Origin of the sequence: Aquincola sp. J276 (assembly GCF_024700035.1) — a bacterium.
In the GTDB taxonomy this organism is placed as follows: Bacteria; Pseudomonadota; Gammaproteobacteria; order Burkholderiales; family Burkholderiaceae_C; genus Aquincola; species Aquincola tertiaricarbonis.
On the sequence record NZ_JAJONC010000001.1, the window covers coordinates 2,234,088 to 2,256,563 of the forward strand.

General features: G+C 68.2%; 15 protein-coding genes. 1 reads left to right on the forward strand and 14 read right to left on the reverse strand.

Going from position 1 to position 22,476, the window contains the following annotated elements; translation table 11 throughout:
- Positions 1 to 17: 17 nt before the first annotated feature.
- From mlaE to LRS14_RS10295, 14 genes are all read right to left on the reverse strand, one after another.
- Entirely contained in the window at positions 18 to 800 is a 783-nt protein-coding gene (gene mlaE, locus LRS14_RS10230) for a lipid asymmetry maintenance ABC transporter permease subunit MlaE (protein WP_046114122.1), read from the reverse strand.
- Positions 797 to 1,597 carry an ABC transporter ATP-binding protein gene (locus LRS14_RS10235; protein WP_046114121.1) on the reverse strand — a complete coding sequence of 267 codons (801 nt, stop codon included), beginning with the start codon at positions 1,595 to 1,597 and terminating at the stop codon, positions 797 to 799. Before LRS14_RS10235 ends, mlaE begins: the two co-directional genes overlap by 4 nt.
- 128 nt (positions 1,598 to 1,725) lie before the next feature.
- Positions 1,726 to 3,201, reverse strand: coding sequence for a glutamate synthase subunit beta (locus LRS14_RS10240; protein ID WP_257799466.1), 1,476 nt, complete (start codon positions 3,199 to 3,201; stop codon positions 1,726 to 1,728).
- 29 nt (positions 3,202 to 3,230) lie between these two features.
- A complete protein-coding gene (locus LRS14_RS10245) occupies positions 3,231 to 8,000 on the reverse strand; it encodes a glutamate synthase-related protein (RefSeq protein ID WP_257799467.1) in 4,770 nt (1,589 codons plus the stop codon).
- Positions 8,001 to 8,244: 244 nt separating this feature from the next.
- On the reverse strand, positions 8,245 to 8,958 hold the full coding sequence (locus tag LRS14_RS10250; protein WP_257799468.1) for a transposase: 714 nt from the start codon (positions 8,956 to 8,958) through the stop codon (positions 8,245 to 8,247).
- A 44-nt stretch (positions 8,959 to 9,002) separates the two neighbouring features.
- Positions 9,003 to 10,142: a deoxyguanosinetriphosphate triphosphohydrolase gene (locus LRS14_RS10255; RefSeq protein WP_257799469.1), complete on the reverse strand. Its 1,140-nt coding sequence runs from the start codon at positions 10,140 to 10,142 to the stop codon at positions 9,003 to 9,005.
- A 13-nt stretch (positions 10,143 to 10,155) separates the two neighbouring features.
- Positions 10,156 to 11,280, reverse strand: a complete 1,125-nt coding sequence (gene aroB / locus LRS14_RS10260; RefSeq protein ID WP_257799470.1) for a 3-dehydroquinate synthase — start codon at positions 11,278 to 11,280, stop codon at positions 10,156 to 10,158.
- A 10-nt stretch (positions 11,281 to 11,290) separates the two neighbouring features.
- Entirely contained in the window at positions 11,291 to 11,860 is a 570-nt protein-coding gene (locus LRS14_RS10265) for a shikimate kinase (RefSeq protein WP_257799471.1), read from the reverse strand.
- 19 nt (positions 11,861 to 11,879) lie between these two features.
- A complete protein-coding gene (locus tag LRS14_RS10270) occupies positions 11,880 to 14,483 on the reverse strand; it encodes an Ig-like domain-containing protein (RefSeq protein ID WP_257799472.1) in 2,604 nt (867 codons plus the stop codon).
- Positions 14,484 to 14,653: 170 nt separating this feature from the next.
- On the reverse strand, positions 14,654 to 16,900 hold the full coding sequence (pilQ, locus tag LRS14_RS10275; RefSeq protein ID WP_046114113.1) for a type IV pilus secretin PilQ: 2,247 nt from the start codon (positions 16,898 to 16,900) through the stop codon (positions 14,654 to 14,656).
- Entirely contained in the window at positions 16,897 to 17,433 is a 537-nt protein-coding gene (locus LRS14_RS10280; RefSeq protein ID WP_046114112.1) for a pilus assembly protein PilP, read from the reverse strand. The genes pilQ and LRS14_RS10280 overlap by 4 nt, the downstream gene beginning before the upstream one ends.
- Positions 17,430 to 18,125, reverse strand: a complete 696-nt coding sequence (locus LRS14_RS10285) for a type 4a pilus biogenesis protein PilO (protein WP_046114111.1) — start codon at positions 18,123 to 18,125, stop codon at positions 17,430 to 17,432. The genes LRS14_RS10280 and LRS14_RS10285 overlap by 4 nt, the downstream gene beginning before the upstream one ends.
- A 10-nt stretch (positions 18,126 to 18,135) precedes the next feature.
- Positions 18,136 to 18,750: a PilN domain-containing protein gene (locus LRS14_RS10290; protein ID WP_046114110.1), complete on the reverse strand. Its 615-nt coding sequence runs from the start codon at positions 18,748 to 18,750 to the stop codon at positions 18,136 to 18,138.
- Positions 18,747 to 19,826: a pilus assembly protein PilM gene (locus tag LRS14_RS10295; RefSeq protein WP_046114109.1), complete on the reverse strand. Its 1,080-nt coding sequence runs from the start codon at positions 19,824 to 19,826 to the stop codon at positions 18,747 to 18,749. The genes LRS14_RS10290 and LRS14_RS10295 overlap by 4 nt, the downstream gene beginning before the upstream one ends.
- A gap of 267 nt (positions 19,827 to 20,093) precedes the next feature.
- Here LRS14_RS10295 and LRS14_RS10300 point away from each other — a divergent pair, with 267 nt between their 5' ends.
- The gene (locus tag LRS14_RS10300; protein ID WP_046114108.1) at positions 20,094 to 22,475 is read left to right on the forward strand and encodes a penicillin-binding protein 1A; all 2,382 of its coding nucleotides are present in this window, start codon (positions 20,094 to 20,096) and stop codon (positions 22,473 to 22,475) included.
- Position 22,476 lies beyond the last annotated feature (1 nt).

The window sequence follows — 22,476 nt, forward strand, 5'->3', positions numbered from 1 at the left end:
CGATCGGTGAACGCCGCTCAGGGCGTGGAGAACATCATCGCCGTGAGCACGAAGTCGGTGGCCAGCACCGCCAGCGAAGAGATGACCACCGTGCGCGTGGTGGCGAACGCCACGCCTTCGGGCGTGGCCTGCGTCTCGTAGCCCTGGTACAGCGCCACGGCGGTGCAGATGATGCCGAAGGCAAAGCTCTTGACGATGCCGTTGCCCACGTCGCGCCACACATCCACGCTGGCCTGCATCAGGCCCCAGAAGTTGCCGGCGTCCAGGCCGATGAGCATCACGCCCACCACGTAGGCGCCCAGGATGCCGATGGCGGAGAACAGCCCGGCCAGCAGCGGCATGGACACCACGCCGGCAATGAAGCGCGGCGCCAGCACGCGGCTGCGCGGGTCCACCGCCATCATCTCCATGGCCGACAGCTGCTCGCCCGCCTTCATCAGGCCGATCTCGGCAGTGAGCGAGGTGCCGGCGCGGCCGGCGAACAGCAGCGCGGTGACCACCGGCCCCAGCTCGCGCACCAGCGACAGGTTGACGATCAGGCCCAGCGATTCGGTCGCGCCGTAGGTGGTCAGCGCGTAGTACATCTGCAGCGCCAGCACGAAGCCCACCGCCATGCCGGAGGCCAGGATGATGAGCAGCGAGCGGTAGCCGATCTGGTAGACCTGCGCCAGCACCAGCCCGAAGCGGCGCAACGCGGCCGGCGCGAACAGCAGCAGGTCGATGAAGAAGAAAGCCGCATGGCCCAGGCCACGCAGCTGGCGCAGGGTTTGCGCGCCCAGCCAGGCGATGCCGTCGATCATGCGCCGAACTCCTCGGCCACCGGCCGTGCGGGATAGTGGAACTTGACGGGCCCGTCGGGCTCGCCACGCACGAACTGCCGCACCTCGGGGTCGCGCGAACCCATCAGCTCCTCGGGCGTGCCCTGGGCCACGATGCGCCCGCCGGTGGCCAGCAGCACCACGTGGTCGCTGATCTCCATGCACTTGGCCACGTCGTGCGACACCAGCAGCGAGGTGGCGCCGGTGGCGTCGTTCAGCTTGCGGATGAGGTTGGCGGTGACGCCCATGGACACCAGGTCGAGGCCGGCGAAGGGCTCGTCATACATGATGAGCGCGGGGTCGAGCGCGATGGAACGGGCCAGCGCGATGCGCCGCGCCATGCCGCCCGAGACCTCGGAGATCATCAGCCTGGCCGCGCCGCGCAGGCCCACGGCATGCAGCTTCATCAGCACGATGTCGCGGATCAGCGGCTCGGACAGGTTGGTGTGCTCGCGCAGCGGGAAGGCGACGTTGTCGTACACGCTGAGGTCGGTGAACAGCGCGCCGAACTGGAACAGCATGCCCATGCGCCGGCGCATCTCCAGCAGCTGTTCCTTGTCGCGGGCGTTGACCACCTGCCCGTCGAACACCACCCGGCCCGAGTTGGCGCCCACCAGGCCGCCGATCAGCCGCAGCAAGGTGGTCTTGCCGCAGCCCGAGCCCCCGAGAATTGCCGTGATGCGGCCCCGCTCGAACCTCAGGCTGATGTCGCTGAGGATCTTGCGGCTCGGGTCATAACCGAACGTCACATGATCGATCTCGATGAATGTGTCGGGCATCGGGCGGGCAGCGCGCCTGCAGGCATTGCGGCGCGTCTTCAAATGGCTGGGGAGCGGGAGAAATCATTCTCGCACGCAAGGGATTCCCGCAATTGCCGGCGCGCTTCCCCAGTGTGAAGCCCGCGTATTCAGCGCGGCAGCGTGCTGGCGCCCATCAGGTACTCGTCCACCGCGCGCGCGGCCTGCCGGCCCTCGCGGATGGCCCACACCACCAGCGACTGGCCACGGCGCATGTCGCCGGCGGCGAACACCTTGTCGACGTTGGTCCTGTAGCCGCCGCGCTCGTCGGTGGTGGCGCGCGCGTTGCCGCGGTTGTCCTTGTCCACGCCGAAGGCGTCCAGCACCGGCGACACCGGGCTGACGAAGCCCATGGCCAGCAGCACCAGGTCGGCCTTGAGGATCTGCTCGCTGCCGGCCACCTCGGTCATCTTGCCGCCCTGCCACTCCAGGCGCACCGTCTTCAGGCCGGTGACCTTGCCCTTCTCGCCGATGAATTCCTTCGTGGCGATCGCGAACTCGCGCTGGCAGCCCTCCTCGTGGCTGGAGCTGGTGCGCAGCTTGATCGGCCAGTACGGCCAGGTCAGCGGGCGGTTCTCCTCCTCGGGCGGCTGGGGCAGCAGCTCGAACTGGGTGACGCTGACGGCGCCGTGGCGGTTGCTGGTGCCCACGCAGTCGCTGCCGGTGTCGCCGCCACCGATGACGATGACGTGCTTGCCGTCGGCGCGCAGCTGGCCCTTGACCTTGTCGCCGGCATTCACCTTGTTCTGCTGCGGCAGGAACTCCATCGCGAAGTGCACGCCGTCCAGGTCGCGGCCCGGCACCGGCAGGTCGCGCGACTGCTCGGCGCCGCCGGTCAGCAGCACCGCGTCGAACTCGGCCTTGAGCTGCTCGGGCGAGACGGTTTCCTTGGCCCAGTTGGTGACCTTGGATCCTTCGCCCATGCCCTTGTCGCCGGCCACCAGCACGCCCAGCCGGAACTTGACGCCCTCGGCCTTCATCTGCTCCACGCGGCGGTCGATGTGGGTCTTCTCCATCTTGAAGTCGGGGATGCCGTAGCGCAGCAGGCCGCCCACGCGGTCGTTCTTCTCGAACAGCGTGACCTCATGACCGGCGCGCGCCAGCTGCTGTGCCGCGGCCATGCCGGCGGGGCCGGAACCCACCACCGCCACCTTCTTGCCGGTGAGCGTCTTCGGCGGCACGGGCTGGACCCAGCCCTCCTGCCAGGCGCGGTCGGCGATGGCGTGCTCGATGGACTTGATGCCCACCGGGTCGTCGTTGACGTTCAGCACGCAGGCCGCCTCGCAGGGCGCGGGGCAGATGCGGCCGGTGAACTCCGGGAAGTTGTTCGTCGTGTGCAGCACGGTGATGGCGTTGTGCCAGTCGTTGCGGTACACGAGGTCGTTGAAGTCCGGAATGATGTTGTTGACCGGACAGCCGCTGTTGCAGAACGGCGTGCCGCAGTCCATGCAGCGTGCGCCCTGCACCTGCGCCTGCTCGGCGGTCAGGCCGATGACGAATTCCTTGTAGTGCTTGACCCGCGCCTCGACGGGCGCATAGCCCTCTTCCAGGCGGCCGTATTCCAGAAAGCCGGTGACTTTGCCCATGGCGATTGCTCTTCTTTCGTGTCGTCAGTTCACTTGGCCGGAACGGTCTTGCTGCCCTGCTTGCCGGCAGCCTTGGCGTTGGCTGCCGCGGCGGCGGCTTGGGATGCTTCGTCGGAGGCGGGTGAGATGGCAGCGGCCCGCGTGGCCATCTCGGCCAGCGCGCGCTTGTACTCGTTCGGGAACACCTTGACGAACTTGGCGCGCGAATCGGCCCAGTGGTCGAGCAGCTCGCGGGCGCGCAGCGAGCCGGTCCAGCGGTGGTGCTCCTCGATCAGCTTCTTCAGCGTCACCTCGTCGGCCTGGTTGCGGTGCAGGCCGGCAGGCTGGTCGATGCCCGCCTGTTCAGCGGCCGGCAGCACCTTCTCCAGCGACACCATCGCCGTGTTGCAGCGCTTGGCGAACTGGCCGTCCTCGTCGTACACGTAGGCCACGCCGCCGCTCATGCCGGCGGCGAAGTTGCGGCCGGTCTTGCCCAGCACGGCCACGGTGCCGCCGGTCATGTACTCGCAGCCGTGGTCGCCGGTGCCTTCCACCACCGCGGTGGCGCCGGACAGCCGCACCGCGAAGCGCTCGCCCGCCACGCCGCGGAAGAAGGCCTCGCCGCTGGTGGCGCCGTACAGCGCGGTGTTGCCGGCGATGATGTTCTTGCCCGCGTCGCCCCGGAAGTCCAGGCTCGGGCGCACCACCACGCGGCCACCCGACAGGCCCTTGCCGGTGTAGTCGTTGGCATCGCCGATGAGGTACAGCGTGATGCCGGTGGCCAGGAAGGCGCCGAAGCTCTGGCCGCCCGTGCCTTCCATCTGGATGAAGATGGTGTGGTCGGGCAGGCCCTCGGGCTTGTGGCGGATCAGCTCGCCCGACAGCATGGCGCCCACGCTGCGGTTGAGGTTGCGCGCGGCTTCCAGCAGCTGCACCTTCTCGCCGCGCTCGATGGCGGGGCGGCACTTCTCGATCAGCTTGCGGTCGAGTGCCTTGTCCAGGCCAGGGTCCTGCTCCTCCACGTGGAAGCGGGCCACGTCGGCCGGCGCGGCCGGCTGGTGGAACACGCGGCTGAAGTCCAGGCCGCGCGCCTTCCAATGCTCGATGCCCTTCTTCATGTCCAGCAGGTCGGATCGGCCGATCAGCTCGTCGAACTTGCGGATGCCCAGCTGCGCCATGATCTGGCGCGCCTCTTCGGCCACGAAGAAGAAGTAGTTGACGACGTGCTCGGGCTTGCCGGCAAACTTCTTGCGCAGCACCGGGTCCTGCGTGGCCACGCCCACCGGGCAGGTGTTCAGGTGGCACTTGCGCATCATGATGCAGCCCTCCACCACCAGCGGCGCGGTGGCGAAGCCGAATTCATCAGCGCCCAGCAGCGCGCCGATCACCACGTCGCGGCCGGTCTTCATCTGGCCGTCGGCCTGCACGCGCACACGGCCGCGCAGGCGGTTCAGCACCAGCGTCTGCTGCGTGTCGGCCAGGCCCAGTTCCCAGGGCGAGCCTGCGTGCTTGATCGACGACCACGGCGAAGCGCCGGTGCCGCCATCGTGGCCGGCGATCACCACATGGTCGGCCTTGCACTTGGTGACGCCGGTGGCGATGGTGCCCACGCCCACTTCCGACACCAGCTTCACGCTGACGCTGGCCTTGGGGTTGGTGTTCTTCAGGTCGTGGATCAGCTGCGCCAGGTCCTCGATCGAATAGATGTCGTGGTGCGGCGGCGGGCTGATGAGGCCCACGCCCGGCACCGAGTAGCGCAGGAAGCCGATGTAGTCGGTGACCTTGCCGCCCGGCAGCTGGCCGCCCTCGCCGGGCTTGGCGCCCTGGGCCATCTTGATCTGGATCTGGTCGGCCGACACCAGGTACTCGGTGGTGACCCCGAAGCGGCCCGACGCCACCTGCTTGATGCGGCTGCGCAGGCTGTCGCCGGCCTGCAGCTCGTAATCCGACTCCATCACCTTGCCACCCACGATGTCGGACACCTTGGTGCCCGCCACGATGGGGATGCCCTTCATCTCGTTGCGGTAGCGCGCCGGGTCCTCGCCGCCTTCGCCGGTGTTGCTCTTGCCGCCGATGCGGTTCATGGCGATCGCCAGCGTGGAGTGCGCCTCGGTGGAGATCGAGCCCAGCGACATCGCGCCGGTGGCGAAGCGCTTGACGATGTCGGCCGCCGATTCCACCTCCTCCAGAGGAATGGCCTTGGCCGGGTCGAGCTTGAACTCGAACAGGCCACGCAGCGTCATGTGGCGGCGGCTCTGGTCGTTGATGAGCTGCGCGTATTCCTTGTAGGTCTCGAACTTGTTGGCGCGCGTGGCGTGCTGCAGCTTGGCGATGGCGTCAGGCGTCCACATGTGCTCCTCGCCGCGGGCACGCCAGGCGTATTCGCCGCCGGTGTCCAGCATGCTGGCCAGCAGCGGGTCTTCGCCGAAGGCCACGCGGTGCATGCGCAGCGCTTCCTCGGCCACCTCGAACACGCCGATGCCGCCCACCTGCGTGGCGGTGCCGCGGAAGTACTTCTCCACCATCGGCTTGTCCAGGCCGATGGCCTCGAACAGCTGGGCGCCGCAGTAGCTCATGTAGGTGGACACGCCCATCTTCGACATGATCTTGGACAGGCCCTTGCCCACCGCCTTCACGTAGTTGTAGATGGCCTTGTCGGCCGACAGCTCGCCCGGCAGCTCCTTGTGCAGCGCAGCCAGCGTCTCCATCGCCAGGTAGGGATGCACGGCCTCGGCGCCATAGCCGGCCAGCACGCCGAAGTGATGCACCTCGCGCGCCGAGCCGGTTTCCACCACCAGGCCGGCGGTGGTGCGAACGCCTTCGCGCACCAGGTGGTGGTGGATGGCCGACAGCGCCAGCAGCGCCGGGATGGCCACATGCTCGCGGTCCACATGCCGGTCGGTGATGATGAGGATGTTGTGGCCGCCCTTGATGGCGTCCACGGCTTCGGCGCACAGCGAGGCCAGCTGCGCCTCGATGCCTTCCTTGCCCCAGGCCAGCGGGTAGGTGATGTTCAGCTCATAGCTCTTGAACTTGCCGTTGGTGTGCTGCGCGATGTTGCGCAGGCGGGCCATGTCGGCGAAGTCGAGGATGGGCTGCGTCACTTCCAGCCGCATCGGCGGGTTGACGGCGTTGATGTCCAGCAGGTTCGGCTTCGGCCCGATGAAGCTGTTGAGCGACATCACGATGGCTTCGCGGATCGGGTCGATCGGCGGGTTGGTCACCTGCGCGAACATCTGCCGGAAGTAGTTGTACAGCGGCTTGTTGCGGTCGCTGAGCACGGCCAGGGGCGAGTCGTTGCCCATCGAGCCGATGCCTTCCTCCCCCGCCTGCGCCATCGGGCTCAGCAGGAACTTCAGGTCTTCCTGCGTGTAGCCGAAGGCCTGCTGGCGGTCGAGCAGGGTCTCCTTCGATTCGGCCGGGCCGGCGCTTTCCGGCGCGTCAATGGCGTCCAGCCGCACGCGCACGTTCTCGATCCACTGCCGGTAGGGCTTGGCGAAGGCGAACTGGTTCTTCAGCTCCTCGTCGTCGACGATGCGGCCCTGCTCGAAGTCGATCAGGAACATCTTGCCCGGCTGCAGGCGCCACTTCTTGACGATGCGGTTCTCGGGGATGGGCAGCACGCCCGACTCCGACGCCATCACCACCAGGTCGTCGTCGGTGACGATGTAGCGCGCGGGGCGCAGGCCGTTGCGGTCCAGCGTGGCGCCGATCTGCTTGCCGTCGGTGAACACCACGGCGGCCGGGCCGTCCCACGGCTCCAGCATGGCGGCGTGGTACTCGTAGAAGGCGCGACGGCGCTCGTCCATCAGCGTGTGCTGCTCCCACGCCTCCGGGATCATCATCATCGCGGCATGGGCCAACGGGTAGCCGCTCATCGTGAGCAGCTCCAGCGCGTTGTCGAAGGTGGCGGTGTCGCTCTGGCCTTCGAAGCTCAGCGGGTACAGCTTGGGCAGGTCGTCGCCCAGCACCGGCGACCTCATCACGCCCTCACGCGCGCGCATCCAGTTGAAGTTGCCCTTGACGGTGTTGATCTCGCCGTTGTGCGCCACCATCCGGTACGGGTGGGCCAGCGGCCACTCGGGGAAGGTGTTGGTGGAAAAACGCTGGTGCACCAGCGCCAGGGCCGACACCACGCGCGGGTCCTGCAGGTCGAGGTAGTACTTGCCCACCTGGTCGGCCAGCAGCAGGCCCTTGTAGATGATGGTGCGGCAGCTCATGCTGGGCACGTAGTACTCGCGGCTGTGCTTGAGCTTCAGCGCCTGGATGGCGCTGGAGGCCGTCTTGCGGATGACGTAGAGCTTGCGCTCCAGCGCGTCGGGCACGATCACGTCGGGGCCGCGGCCGATGAAGATCTGCTTGATGATGGGCTCGGTGGCGCGCACCGCCGGCGACATCGGCATCTCGCGGTCGACCGGCACCTCGCGCCAGCCCAGCAGCACCTGGCCTTCAGCCTTCACCGCACGCGCCAGTTCCTGCTCGCAGGCCAGGCGGGACGCATGCTCCTTCGGCAGGAAGATCATGCCGACGCCGTACTCGCCCGGGGGCGGCAGTTCCACGCCCTGCTCCGCCATCTCGGCGCGATAGAAGTCGTCGGGGATCTGGATGAGGATGCCCGCGCCGTCGCCCATCAGCTTGTCCGCACCCACGGCACCGCGGTGGTCCAGGTTCTCCAGGATCTTCAGGCCCTGCTCGACGATGGAATGCGCCTTCTCGCCGCGGATGTGGGCGACGAAGCCGACGCCGCAGGCATCGTGTTCGTTGGCGGGGTCGTACAGGCCTTCGCGGCGGAGCGCGTCGACGTCTGCAGGGGTGGTCATGCTCGGCACAGGGCTGTTGGCAGGCGTCGTCATGGCGCGCTCCACGTGAGAGGGAAGAGAAGGACCGTGAATTTAATGCAGTGCAGCAGGGGAAACAACTACAACAAATAGGGTCAGGTGCACATTATTAATCCGCACACGTGTCCTCATTTTCAAATAGGGACAGGTCTGAGGGCTCGCGACCTGCCGACGATGCATAGGGCGTGCCGGCCCCCGGACGCGCTCCCCGTTGCCCGTTGAGGGCCTAGTCGGTGCCAGACCCTTGCGCGGCGCCGGCTGCGTCTGTCTTGCGCGGCCGCCCGCGCGGACGCGGCGCCAGTGGTCGCGGGGTGCGCTGGGCCATCGTGGCCAGGAAGGCGGGCGATCCCAGCACCCAGCCCTTGTGCTGCGCCTGCGACAGCTCTTCCACCCGGGCCGACGACAGCCCGCGCGACAGTTGCGCACGGAAGGCCGCCTCGCGGTCGAACGGGGTGTTGCCCAGCGCCCAGAAGGCGCGGTGCTCGGTGATCACCGGGTCGCGGCGCAGCCCAAGATGGTGCAAGGTGCTGGACCATGGCCACACCGCACCCAGGCCGGCGCGCTCGGCGGCAGAGTCGACGAATACCAGCGCATCCAGGAACCAGCGCTCGGCCTCAATCACCGTCGCACGGAAGCGACCCTCCCACAACGTGCCGGTACGGCCGTGCCGTCGGTTGAAGCGCGCCACGTATTGGCGGCCCAGCGTCTGCATGCAACTGCTCAGGCTGTCGGCCGCGGCCGGCGTGGCCAGCAGGTGCACCTGGTTGTGCAGCAGCGCATAGCCGTGCACCGCCAGCCCGCAGGCGGGCGCGGCCGCGGCCAGCGTCTGCAGGTAGCTGGCGCGGTCGGCATCGTCCTGGAACACCGGCTGCGCGTTGTTGCCGCGCTGCAGGATCAGGTGGAGTTCTCCCTCGATGGAGAGCCGTGCGAGGCGGGCCATGGGCGGATTCTAAGAAACCCGTCCCTCATTTTCCGCGGCGCGAGTCAGGCCGGGCCGAACAGCGCCTGGCCGCCCAGGCGCACATGCTCCCGCAGTGCGAAGCGGTCGGTCATGCCGGCGATGTAGTCGGCCACGGCACGGTGGCGGTCGGGCGCGGCGGCATAGTCGGCCGGCATCTCGCCGGGCGCGGCCAGGTAGGCGCTGAACAGCTCACGCACCACTCGGCGGGCGCGGTCGGTGGTGTCCATCACCTGCGGGTGGCGGTACAGCTCGCGGGTGAGGAAGCGCTTGAGCGCGGTGCTCTGCTCCCGCATGACGGGGCTGAAGCCCACCAGCGGCGGCGCCTGGCGCGCCTCGTCGGCCGAGCCCGGCGCGGCCGCATCGATGGCCATGCGGGTGGTGGCAATCACGTCGTACACCTGGTCCGACAGCATGCGGCGGATCGCCTCGAACAGAAGGCGGCGGCCCTGCCCGGCCAACGAGGGGTATTCGGCCAACGCCTCGTCCCGGTAGCGGGTGAACAGCGGCACCGCCTCCAGCTGCTCCATCGTCAGCAAGCCCGAGCGCACGCCGTCGTCGATGTCGTGCGCGTTGTAGGCGATCTCGTCGGCCAGGTTGCACAGCTGCGCTTCCAGGCCGGGCTGCGTGCCGTCCAGGAAGCGCCGCGCCACGCCGCCGGGCTCATCGGCCTCGATCAGCAGCGCGTTGCGGCGCGCGCAGTGCTTGAGGATGCCCTCGCGTGTCTCGAAGCACAGGTTCAGGCCGTCGAACTGCGGGTAGCGCAGCTCCAGCTTGTCGACCACGCGCAGGCTCTGCAGGTTGTGCTCGAAGCCCCCGTGCTCGCGCATGCAGTCGTGCAGCGCGTCCTGCCCGGCGTGGCCGAACGGCGTGTGGCCGAGGTCGTGCGCCAGCGCGATGGCCTCGACCAGGTCTTCGTTCAGCCCCAGCGAACGGGCGATGGACCGGCCCAGCTGCGCCACTTCCAGCGAGTGCGTGAGCCGCGTGCGGAACAGGTCGCCCTCGTGGTTCAGGAACACCTGTGTCTTGTAGACCAGCCGCCGGAAGGCGGTGCTGTGCACGATGCGGTCGCGATCGCGCTGGAAAGCGCTGCGCGTCGGCGCTGCCGGCTCCGGCACTCGCCGGCCGCGCGACTGGGCGGGATCGCAGGCGTAGGGCGCGAGCATCGGCGTGGGCGGTTCAGCCGGCGTGGGCGGCGAGGGTCTCGCGCACCAGCGCGTCGGGCGCCGGCCGCATCACCGCGCTGCCCAGGCGGTCGACCAGCACGAAGCGGATCTCGCCGCCTTCGGCCTTCTTGTCCACGCGCATCAGCTCCAGGTAGCGATCGGCGCCCAGGGCCGGGCCGCGCACCGGCAGCCGCGCGCGGTCGACCAGCCGCTGCATGCGCTCGAGGAAGGCCGGCGGCATCAGGCCCAGGCGCACCGACAGGTCGCTGGCCATCACCATGCCGCAACCCACGGCCTCGCCGTGCAGCCATTCGCCGTAACCCAGGCCGGCCTCGATGGCATGGCCGAAGGTGTGGCCGAAGTTGAGGATGGCGCGAAGCCCGCCCTCGCGTTCGTCCTGGCCCACCACCCAGGCCTTGATCTCGCAGCTGCGCTGCACCGCATGCGCCAGCGCGACGCGGTCACGGGCGAGCAGCGCGTCCAGGTTGTCCTCGATCCAGCCGAGGAAGGCCTCGTCGGCGATGGGCCCGTACTTGATCACCTCGGCCAGGCCGGCACTCAGCTCGCGGTCGCTCAGCGTGTCCAGCACGGCCAGGTCGCACAGCACCCGCTGCGGCTGGTAGAACGCGCCGATCATGTTCTTGCCCAGCGGATGATTGATGGCCGTCTTGCCGCCCACCGACGAATCCACCTGCGCCAGCAGCGTGGTGGGCACCTGCACGAAGGGCACGCCGCGCATGTAGCTGGCGGCGGCGAAGCCGGCCATGTCGCCCACCACGCCGCCGCCCAGCGCGAACAGCACCGTCTTGCGGTCGGCGCCGGCGGCCAGCAGCTGGCTGAAGATCAGGTCGAGGGTCTGCCAGTCCTTGTGCGCCTCGCCGTCGGGCAGCTCGATGCGCAGCACCTGGCGGTAATGCGGGGCCAGCGCGGCCGCCAGCCGCTCGGCATACAGCGGCGCCACGGTCGTGTTGGTGACGATGGCCGCCAGCGCGGCCCGCGGCAGGCCTTGCCAGGAGGTGGGGCCGTCGAGCAGACCGGCGCCGATGCGGATGTCGTAGCTGCGGTCGCCGAGCGCGATGGGCACCGTGACGGAAGGGGCGGCAGCGGCAGAGGCGGAACGGGTAGCGGGCGCGGTCATGCGCCCGAGTTTACGGTTCGAGCCTGGCGCGATCGACCGGCGAAGGCACGACCGACGCATCCACCAGCCCGGCCAGTTCCAGCTGCATCAGCACCATGCCGACAAGGGCCGGCACCGAGGGGCGGCCAGTCTCGATGACGAAGTGCGCGCTGCGGCGATAGAGCGGGTCGCGCTCGCGGTGCAGGTCGCGCAGCTTGCGCAGCGGATCGGGCACCTGCAGCAGCGGCCGGTGGGTGTCGTGCCGCAGCCGGCGGTAGATCTCCTCGGCCGACGACCGCAGGTAGATGACGGTGCTGCGCGAATGCAGCGCCTGCCGGTTGGCTTCGCGCAGCACCGCGCCACCGCCGGTGGCCAGCACGCCGGTGCCGTTGCGGGTCAACTCGTCGATGACCTGCTCTTCCAGGTTGCGGAACACCGCCTCGCCGTGCTGCGCGAAGTAGTCGCGGATCGAGCCGCCGATGCGTTCCTCGATCACATGGTCGGTGTCGACAAACGGCACCCCGAGCTGCCGCGCGAGGTGCCGGCCGACGGTGGACTTGCCACCGCCGGGCATGCCGACGAGGGAGATCAACGGCGCCACGGAACGCTGCGCGTCGTGGTCAAAGCGTGCAAGGGCTGCCCACGTTGGCGGTTGTCACGTTCACGGAGAACGAGGTGCCCGCACCGCTGGGTGACCGCAGTGTGACCGTGATGGTGCCGGCGGATACGCTGTCGAAGGTGTAGCCCACTGCAGCGAATGTTGCTTCGCTGGTGTTGGCCACCGGGGATCCACCGAGCAGCTGCACATTGATGCCCGTGGTGGCCGACACCGTCACCACGGTTCCTGCCGCCATCGGGTTCAGGCGCTGGTCATTGTCATCGGCCACGATGAAGCTGAGCGACCCTGCGCCAGGCATGTTGTACAGGTCACCAGCGCCGAACAGGTAGTAGTCGGCAACGTCGGACCCTCTCGGCCCGCGCGGCAGGCTGACCTTCGCACACGAATTGCTGAGCGTGCCGGTACCCGGCTTGGACAGGCCCCACAGCGGGCGTGCGGTGGAGCTGGACAACACCGTCTCAACCGCGCGGCGGACGTAGGCCCTGCCCCAGCCAGCGTCACAGGTGGAACTGCCGACAGAAGGGATGCTTCGGCTGACCCTTAGGAGGCTCAGCGGGTCCTTTGCCGGATCGACGGCAGCGCAAGCGGCACTTCCCTGCAAGCCCAATGCAATGAACTGGTCGTTGATGGCGTCATAGGTCGCGGAGAAATCACGGCTCATGAACACGTCGCCAAGGTCCTGGAACGCTTCATTGGCCGAGAAGACGTTGTCACCGTTGACGTCGAGGAACGATTCCTCGCCCAGCGCATAGGCCAGCACGGTAATGCGGCCGTCTGCCGGCTTCGGCGAAGCCGAAACGAAGTTCGCAACAGTGCGGCTGAGGCCATCCGCGCCGGTAGTGATCTGCCTCACGGCTTGCACCTGGCCACCTTCGCTGACAAAGTTAATCGAAGTGCCGGCGGGCACCGGGTTCCCCAACCGGTCCGATGCGATCACTTGGTAGGTGTTGGCAATGCCGTCGATATTCAGGCCTTCGATATTCAGCGTGCCCTGCGACAGGGAGAAATTGCGCTGGGAGGGCAGGCCTACCGCTACGCTGAGGTTGCTGGACACCGTCGTGATGGTTGCGCCACCCACCGCCAGGCTAGCGCGCACCCGGACTGGCGTGGGCACGGTGCCTGAGTTGATGCGCACGGTAACCCGGCCATCGGAGTCGCTGAGCTTGGAAACCGGGTTTACATCGCTGTCAGCCACGCCATCCAGCGTGAGTCCGCCAGCACGTGTGGTGGCGCTCAGCGTCACCGCTTGGTTCGGCAGCGGATTGCCCGACTGGTCGCGCACCTGAAACACCACCTGCGAGGTTTCGTCAAAGCCGGCGCTCTTCAGGTAGATCTGCTGCGGCGTGGCGGAAACGAACGCGAGGCTGCTCACCGTAGGCGGCTGCAGCGGAAGGCTCAGCGACGCATTGGCCGTGCCGCCTGAAATAGCTACCTGCAGCGCGTCCGCACCGTCCGTGGCGCCGCACCCGGCATCCTTGTAGGTGAAGCTAGCGGTGCCGTTGGTGGTGGTGGTGGTGGCTGGCACAAGCGTAGCCTTGCCTTTGGTGACGCATGTGGACGTGACCGATAGCGCGACAGGCGTGCCAGGTGAAGTGCCGGTCAGCGCCACGGTAAGGTTCGCCTGCCCGTAGGCGCTCAGACGGCTGCCGGCAGGCACATCGGATGCAAAGCTGCCGATGCCCACGCTGGTCGCGGACAGTTGGAAGCCTTGGGTCGCCTGCAGAGTGGCCCCGGCGAGGTCGACCTCGGCCAGGACTTCGTCGGCGCCGCTGTTGGCACCCACCGCCGGGTACAGCGCCACCACTGCACGGCCGTTGGCATCAGTCAGCGCCGACGATGCGTTGAACGCGCCGAGGTTGCCGACGGTCGAGAATTTGACCACGCGGCCGGAAAGCAGGGCGCCCCGGCTGTCCCTCACGGTAGCGGTGACAGTGGCCGGGCTGGACGACGTGACGATGGTGCTGCCCAGCGAGAGGCTCAGCGTCGGTTGGCCGGAGATGCTGCCCGACGCCACCTGGAAGGTTTGTGAACGCTGCAACGCGCCTGCCGACGCAGTCACCGTAATGCTGCGCGCGCTGGTGTCGGCGCCGATGCTGATCACCCCGGAAATCGCGCCCGAGGTGCCGGTGACCGTGCCACTGGGGGTCACGAAGGCATTGCTGTTGGCGGTGATCACGACGGGAATGCCGGACATGACATTGCGGTTGGCGTCCAGAGCCGTCGCCGTTGCCGTCACCACCTCGTCACCGCTGTTGCTAACAGTGGTGGCCGACAGCACCAGCACCAGGTCTGACGCAGCGGTCGTCGTCGCCACACCCACGCTGAAGGTGGCGGTGCGGGAGAGGCTTCCGCTGTTGGCCGTGACCGTGATCGTGCGGCTGCTGCGGTCGGCCCCGATGCGAACGACGGCCGACACGTTGCCGTCGGTACCCGTGGTCGCACCGGAAGGTTCAACGATGGCATTGCTGTCGGCAGTGATGGCCACCGGCACTTCCGCCAGCACATTGCGCTTGTCGTCCAGCGCAGTGGCGGTGGCGGTCACCGTCTCGCTGCCGCTGTTCGACACACTCGCTGAAGACAGCGTGAGCACCAGTTCGGCAGCCACCGGCCCAATCGGGCCTGGCGTGCCCCCGTCCCACCCCCCAGCACCGGATCCCCCGAGCTGCCGCCCCCGCCACCGCAGGCTGCCACCAGGGACAGTGCCGCCACGGACAGCCATGCCTTCAACATTCGCATCATCGTCGTCATCTCGCTTTGCTTTGGCCGAAGTGCCCGTTACCGCGCGGTCACGCGGTCGGTCACCACCTTCGGCGTGATGAATACCAGCAGCTCGGTCTTGTTGCTCGACCGGACCGTGTTCTTGAACAGGTGGCCCACCACCGGGATGTCACCCAGCAGCGGCACCTTGTTGACGTCGTTGCGCTCTTCCTGCGTGAAGATGCCGCCCAGCACCACCGTGCCGCCGTTCTCCACCAGCACCTGCGTGTTCACATGCTTGGTGTTGATGGCCGGGCCGGCCGTGGTGGCCGCGCCTCGGCTGTCCTTGGCGACGTCCACCGTCAGGATCACGTTGCCCTCCGGCGTGATCTGCGGCACCACTTCCAGCTTCAGGCTCGCCTTCTTGAACTGGATGGACGTGGCGCCGCTGGAGGTGGCCACCTGGTAGGGGATCTCCTCGCCCTGCTCGATCACGGCCTTGATCTGGTCGGCCGTCACCACCCGCGGGCTGGACACGATCTTGCCCTTGCCGTCCGCCTCCAGGGCCGACAGCTCCAGGTTCAGGAAGCGGTTGGCCGAGGCGCTGAACAGCGACAGCGCGAAGGTGGCCGCCTGCGAGCCGCCCAGGTTGGTGACGTTGGCCGGCAGGTTGATGAACTGGTTGTTGTAGCGGCCGGTGTCGCTGTTGAGCTGGTTGACGTCGGTGCTCGGGCTCTGGCCGGTCTGGCCGTTCACGGCGTTGTAGCCGCCGCCCACGGTGACGTAGTTGCCGCCGCCCACGCTCCAGCCCGGGATGCCGCCCTGCACGCCGCGCAGGTCGGAGCCGCCGAGCTTGATGCCCAGCGCCCGCCCGAAGGTGTCGTCGGCTTCCACGATGCGCGCCTCGATCAGTACCTGGCGCACCGGGATGTCGATCTTGGCGATGATGGCCTGCACCTCCTCCAGCTTGCTGGGGATGTCGGACACGAACAGCTGGTTGGTGCGCGTCTCGAAGATCACGCTGCCGCGCGGCGACAGGATGCGCGTGGCCACCGCAGCGCCGCCGCCCTGGCCGCCCGGCTGGCTGCCGGTGCTCTGCCCGGTCAGGCCCTTGGCCACTTCCTCGGCCTTGGTGTAGTTCAGCTGGAAGGACTGCGTGCGCACCGGCTCCAGGTCGGCGATCTTCTTGCGCGCCTCCAGCTCCACCTGCTCCTTGGCCGACAGCTCGTCCTTCGGCGCGATCCACAGCACGTTGCCGTTCTTGCGCAGGCCCAGGCCCTTGGCCTGCATGATGATGTCCAGCGCCTGGTCCCAGGGCACGTCCTTCAGCCGCAGCGTGACGGTGCCGGTCACGGTGTCGCTGGTGACCACGTTGAAGTTGGTGAAGTCGGCAATGACCTGCAGCAGCGCCCGCACCTCGATGTTCTGGAAGTTGAGCGACAGCTTCTCGCCCGAGTAGCCGGGGCCCTGCACCAGCTTGTTGGGGTCGATCACCATCGGCCGCACTTCCACCACGAACTGGTTGTCGCTCTGGTAGGCGCTGTGCTCCCAGGCGCCGCGCGGCTCGATGGTCATGCGCACGCGGTCGCCCGTCTGCACCGTGGTGATGGCGCCCACCGGCGTGCCGAAGTCGGCCACGTCCAGGCGGCGACGCAGCCGGTCCGGCAGCGTGGACCGCAGGAACTCCACCACCAGCTGCTGGCCCTGCTGGCGGATGTCCACGCCCACCTGGCTGTTGGGCAGGTCCACCACCACGCGGCCGGCGCCGTCCTGGCCGCGGCGGAAATCGATGTCGCGCAGCGACAGCGGATCGGTGTTCTGGCTGGGCGCGAAGTGCACCGGCGCGGCTGCCTGCTGCGCGGCCGGCGCAGTGCCGGGCGGCGTGGCGGCTGCAGCCATGGTCGCGTCGGCCGGCCCGCCGCTGTCCACCACGATGAGCAGGGCCTTGCCTTCCAGCTGTGCGCGGTAGGTGGCGGCCTGCTTCAGGTTGAGCACCAGCCGCGTGCGGTCGCCACCGCGGGCCACGTTCACCGAGCGCAGGTTGCCCTGGTTCAGCTCGACAATGGAACGCGGCAGCGCACTGCTCACGCCGGGCAGGTCGATGGCGATGCGCGGCGGCGCCTGCACCACGAAGCCCGCGGGCACCGCGGCCAGCGGCTCGCTCATCTCGATGCGCACCACCTCGCTGCCGGCCTGCTGGGTGCTGGTGATCGACTGGATCACCCCCTGCGCCAATGCGGCGATGGGCACGCCCATGGCCAGCACGATGGCCGTGCCCCAGGCCTTCCAACGGGTCATAGTGCGCTTCTCCTGGTTCTTCGTCATCGCTTGCCTTCCTGCAGCTGCAGGCTGGTGCTGCGCTCTGTCCATTCGCCGGAAGCGTCCTGCACGATCTCGCGCAGCGTCACTTCCGTTTCCGTGATGCGGGTGATGCGGCCGTAGTTCTGGCCGAGGTAGTCGCCGGCCTTGACCTGGTACAGCAGGTTGTCCACCCGCAGCAGCGCGTAGGGCGCGCCCAGGCGGCTCACGCTGCCCACCATGCTCATGCTGTCCAGCGGAAAGGCCTCCAGCGGCTCCTTGCGGCGGTTCAGCTCGGCGGCCAGCAGGCTGCTCGGCTGCCGCGCCTCCTGCTTCAGGGCCACGCTGAGCTTCTGGGTGCTGAAGGGCTCCACCGCGTCGCCGCCGTTGTAGGCCTGCGGGTTGAAGCGCTTGGGCGGCTGCAGCGGCTGCACGCTGGGGCGCACCTCGTTCTTCTGCTGCTGCATCCAGGCGTTCAGCTCGGTGTCGTCGGCGCCGCAGCCGGCCAACAAGCCCAGCGCCAGCCATGCGGCGCCGGTGGGTATCAGGCGGCGCTTCATTTCTTGGCCCCCGCGGCCTTGGCTGCCGCACGGGCCCTGCGCTGTTCCTCGATCTCGGCCGGGTCAAGGTAGCGGTAGGTGCGCGCGGTGGCCTCCATGGCCAGCGCGCCGTTGGCATCACGCACCGGGGTGCTGATGCTCAGGTCGTGCAGGGTGACGATGCGCGACAGGTTGGCCACGTCGGCTGCGAAGGAGCCCATGTCGTGGTACCGGCCGCTCACGCGGATGGCGATGGGCAGCTCGGCGTAGTAGTCCTTGACCACCACCTGGCCAGGACGGAACAGCTCGAACTGCAGCCCGCGCCCCAGGCCGGCCTGGTTGATGTCGGACAGCAGCGCGTCCATCTCGGCCTTGCCGGGCAGCTGCTTCTCCAGCTGCACCACGTATTCCTCGACCTGCGACTTCTGCTTGCGCAGCTCGCTCAGGTTAACGGCCTGGTTCAGCTTGGCGCGGTAGTCGGCCTTGAGGGCCGGCTCGCGGTCGCGCTCGGCCTGCAGCAGGTCGGCTTCTTCCGACAGCAGCAGCACCCAGCCCAGCGCCACGGCGATCAGCGTGACCACCGCCCAGGCCGCCAGGCGGGGCAGAAGCGGCCACTGGCCGGGCTCCTTCATGTCCAGGCCGCGGAACTGGGCGGCGGCCCGTTCGAAGGACTCGTTGATGTCGATGCTCATGCGCTTGGAGGAGGTTGCCATCGCCGCCGCCTCAGGAAGCCACGCGCGGCGCCGAAGCGGCGCTGGCGGCGCCGGCGGGAGCCGCCGGCCGCTTGATGGACACGCGCATGGAGAAGTCGAACAGCCGGCGCTGCTCGCGGTTGTCGGCCGGCTTCAGCGTGGCCACCTTGATCTCCACCAGCTCGGGCCGCTCCAGCCACTCGGAGTTGTAGAGCGCGTTGCGCAGCAGCTCCGACACCCGCTCGTTGGTCTGCGCGATGCCGGTGACCGCGATCACCGAATCGGTCTGCTTGATGGACGTGAGGTACACGCCTTCGGGCGTCTGGCGCGTCAGCTCGTTGAGCAGGTGCACCGGCACGTTGCGGTCGGTCTGCAGGTCTTCCACGGCCTTCTGCCGGGCCTTCAGGCTGTCGATCTCGGCGCGCAGGGTGGCGATGTCCTTGATCTGGCCCTCCAGCAGCGCAATCTCGCGCTGCAGGAACGAGTTGCGCTCGTCCTGCCCGGCCTTCAGCTGCTGCAGGCCGAGGTACCACAGCACCACCACCAGCAGGCCCACCAGCGCGGACATGCCCAGGCCGGCGAAGAACGCCGCCTTGCGGCGCTTGCGCCGCGCTTCCCGGTGAGGAAGCAGGTTGATCAGGATCACTGCGTGAATCTCCGCATCGCCAGCCCGCAGGCGGTGAGGTACGACGGCGCCTCGCGGCGCACCTTGGCCTCGCGCACCGCGGACCCGAGCTTCATCTGGTCGAACGGATTCACCACCATGGAGGCGAAGCCGGTCAGGTCGGTCACCCGCTCCTTCAGGCCCGGCAGCGTGGCGGTGCCGCCGGCCAGCATCACGTAGTGCACCTTGTGGTGCGGCGTGCTGGTGAAGAAGTACTGCAGTGCGCGGCCGATTTCCTGCGAGAGGCTGTCGACGAAGGTGTTGAGGATGGTGGACTCGTAGTCCTCCGGCAGGTCGCCCGACAGCTTCTTCTGCTCGGCCTCCTCGAACGAGAAGCCGTACTGGCGGGAGATGAGCTGCGTGAGCTGCGAGCCGCCGAAGGCCTGGTCGCGGTCGTAGAGCATCTCCTCGTCGCGCAGCACCTTGAGGCTGGTGACGTCGGCGCCGATCTCGAACAGCGCCACCAGCGCGTCCTTGCCCTCGTTGGGCAGCGCATGGATCACCCGGCTCATCGCCAGGCGGGAGGCATGCGATTCGATGTCCAGCACCACCGGCTTGAGGCCGGCGGCCTCGGCCAGGCCCTGGCGGTCCTGCACGCGGTCTTTCCGGGAAGCGGCGATCAGCACTTCCACGTCGCCCATGGACGTGGGGCTGGGGCCGATGACGCAGAAGTCCAGGCTCACCTCGTCCAGCGAGAACGGGATGTACTGGTTGGCCTCGGACTCGACCTGCACCTCGAGTTCCTCCTCGCGCAGGCCGGCCGGCAGCATGATCTTCTTGGTGATGACGGCCGACTGCGGCATCGCCATCACGACCTGCTTGGTGCGGCTGCCGCTCTTCGCGACCACGCGGCGCACGGCTTCGGCCACCTCGTCGAACTTCTCGATCTGGCCGTCGGTGATCCAACCCTTCTCGAAGGGTTCGGACGCAAACCGTTCCAGCACATAGTCGCCAGACTTGTTTTGCCCCAGCTCCACCAGCTTGACGCTGGACGAACTGATGTCGAGGCCGATCGTTGGCGGGTGCTTGCGGCCCAGCAGCGCGTCCAGAAAGCTCACCGGGTTCTCCCAACGTGTGGCGCTTGCGCACCGCACACTTCAGCGATTGTTAAGAAGTTACTTCAATGCTAGCAGTAAAGCCTTTGTGCAAGATGGGAAAAGCCGGGTAAATGCCCGCTTGCTCGGCGGCACGCCAACACACACGCCGCACGAGGGAAATCCCCAGTTCAGGGGCGCTGCCGCGGGCCAAGCAGCCGTCACCGGCGGACACGGGGTGGCGGCGCCCCGGTTTCTATAATTCAAGCGTCCCCGCCTTCGGAAACCTTCATGCCCAAGACCGACGGCAAGACGCCGCCGCCCGCTCCCCGCGCCCCCCGCCCTGCTCCACCCACGCCTGCCGGCTCCAGCTGGGCCGCGTCGGTCGGCCGCATCGTGGCCTGGCTGTTCGGCCTGGCGGCGGCCGGCGGCATCGCGGTGCTGGTGCTGCTGGCCATCGCACTGTCGGTGGCCTACCCCAACCTGCCCGAGATCAGCGGCCTGACCGACTACCGGCCCAAGCTGCCGATGCGCATCTACTCGGGCGACAACGTGCTGCTGGCCGAATACGGCGAGGAACGCCGCAACTTCGTGCCCATCGGCGAGATGCCCACGGTGATGAAGAACGCGGTGCTGTCCATCGAGGACGCGCGCTTCTACCAGCATGGCGGCGTGGACTACCTGGGGGTGCTGCGCGCCGGCCTGGCGCAGTTCAGCGAGGCCAAGAGCCAGGGCGCCTCCACCATCACCATGCAGGTGGCGCGCAACTTCTACCTGTCCACCGAGAAGACCTTCACCCGCAAGATCTACGAGATCCTGCTGGCGCTGAAGATCGAGCGGCAGCTCAGCAAGGACCAGATCCTGGAGCTGTACATGAACCAGATCTACCTGGGACAACGGGCCTACGGCTTCGCGGCGGCCAGCGAGATCTACTTCGGCAAGCCGCTGCGCGAGGTGACGGTGGCCGAGGCCGCGATGCTGGCCGGCCTGCCCAAGGCGCCCTCGGCCTACAACCCCATCGTCAACCCCAAGCGGGCGACCACGCGGCAGCAGTACATCATCGAGCGCATGCGCGACAACGGCTTCATCAATGCCGACCAGGCGCGCGAGGCCGCGGCCCAGCCCCTGCGCTACCGCGCGCCGTCGGAAGTGCCGGTGCATGCCGAGTTCGCGGCCGAGGCGGCCCGCCAGCTGGTCTACAACCAGTACGGCAATGACGCCTATACCCGCGGACTGAACGTCTACCTCACCCTCAAGGCACCGGAGCAGATGGCCGGCTACCGCGCCCTGCGCAGCGGCCTGATCGAGTACGAGCGGCGCCAGGTGTACCGCGGCCCCGAGGCCTACGTGGTGCTGCCCACCGACCCGGCCGACATCGACACCCACATCGCCGAGGCGCTGGCCGACCATCCCGACAACGACGACCTGAAGGCCGCCGTGGTGCTGGAGGCCTCGCCGCGCAAGGTGGTGGCGGTGCTGCAGTCGGGCGAATCCATCACCGTCACTGGCAACGGCCTGAAGCCGGTGGCCTCCGGCCTGAGCGACAAGGCCGCACCGCAGAAGCAGATCCGCCGCGGCGCGGTGGTGCGTGCGGTGCAGGTGGGCAAGGAATGGGCGCTGACCCAGGTGCCCGAGGTGGAAGGCGCGCTCATCGCCATGTCACCCACCACCGGCGCCATCAGCGCGCTGGTGGGCGGCTTTGATTACCGCAAGAGCAAGTTCAACCACGTGACCCAGGCCTGGCGGCAGCCGGGCTCCAGCTTCAAGCCGTTCATCTACTCGGCCGCGCTGGAAAAGGGCTTCACGCCGGTGACGGTGGTCAACGACGCGCCGCTCTTCTTCAATGCCGGCAGCACGGGCAGCCAGCCGTGGGAACCCAAGAACTACGACGGCAAGTTCGACGGCCCGATGGCGATGCACACCGCGCTGGCCAAGTCGAAGAACATGGTGTCCATCCGGGTGCTGCAGTCCATCGGCGCGCCCTTCGCACAAGATTGGCTTACCCGCTTCGGCTTCGAGGCCGAGAAGCACCCGGCCTACCTGACGATGGCGCTGGGCGCGGGCTCGGTCACGCCGATGGAGATGGCCAGCGCCTACAGCGTGTTCGCCAACGGTGGCTACCGCGTGCCGCCGGTGCTGATTTCCCGCATCACCGATTCACGCGGTCGCACGCTGCAGGAACGCAAGCTGGCGCCGCCCGATGAATCCGCCCGGGTCATCAGCGCCCGCAATGCCTTCGTGATGGGCACGCTGCTGCAGGAGGTGGTGCGCTCGGGCACCGGCAACCTGGCGGCGCGCACGCTGAAGCGGCCGGACCTGTTCGGCAAGACCGGCACCACCAACGATTCGCTGGACGCCTGGTTTGCCGGTTGGCAACCGTCCACCGTGGCGGTGGTGTGGGTCGGCTACGACCAGCCGCGCAAGCTGGGCGACCGCGAGACCGGCGGCGGCCTGGCGCTGCCGATCTGGACCGAGTTCATGGGCCAGGCCATCAAGAACGTGCCGGTGACGGAGGCCAGCGCGCCCTCGGGCGTGGTGAACGTCGGCGGCCAGTGGGTGTTCGAGGAGTTCGGCCAGGGTGCCGGCGTGAGCAGCCTGGGCCTGGAAGACCGCATGCCGCAGGCACCCACCGAGGACGAGAAGCGCGGCATCCTCGACCTGTTCCGCCGCTGAG

Bases quoted from the DNA above. Each gene is read 5' to 3' on its own strand.
- mlaE (WP_046114122.1), bottom strand. From the start codon at position 800: ATGATCGACGGCATCGCCTGGCTGGGCGCGCAAACCCTGCGCCAGCTG.
- LRS14_RS10235 (WP_046114121.1), bottom strand. From the start codon at position 1,597: ATGCCCGACACATTCATCGAGATCGATCATGTGACGTTCGGTTATGAC.
- LRS14_RS10240 (WP_257799466.1), bottom strand. From the start codon at position 3,201: ATGGGCAAAGTCACCGGCTTTCTGGAATACGGCCGCCTGGAAGAGGGC.
- LRS14_RS10245 (WP_257799467.1), bottom strand. From the start codon at position 8,000: ATGACCACCCCTGCAGACGTCGACGCGCTCCGCCGCGAAGGCCTGTAC.
- LRS14_RS10250 (WP_257799468.1), bottom strand. From the start codon at position 8,958: ATGGCCCGCCTCGCACGGCTCTCCATCGAGGGAGAACTCCACCTGATC.
- LRS14_RS10255 (WP_257799469.1), bottom strand. From the start codon at position 10,142: ATGCTCGCGCCCTACGCCTGCGATCCCGCCCAGTCGCGCGGCCGGCGA.
- aroB (WP_257799470.1), bottom strand. From the start codon at position 11,280: ATGACCGCGCCCGCTACCCGTTCCGCCTCTGCCGCTGCCGCCCCTTCC.
- pilQ (WP_046114113.1), bottom strand. From the start codon at position 16,900: ATGACGAAGAACCAGGAGAAGCGCACTATGACCCGTTGGAAGGCCTGG.
- LRS14_RS10280 (WP_046114112.1), bottom strand. From the start codon at position 17,433: ATGAAGCGCCGCCTGATACCCACCGGCGCCGCATGGCTGGCGCTGGGC.
- LRS14_RS10285 (WP_046114111.1), bottom strand. From the start codon at position 18,125: ATGGCAACCTCCTCCAAGCGCATGAGCATCGACATCAACGAGTCCTTC.
- LRS14_RS10300 (WP_046114108.1), top strand. From the start codon at position 20,094: ATGCCCAAGACCGACGGCAAGACGCCGCCGCCCGCTCCCCGCGCCCCC.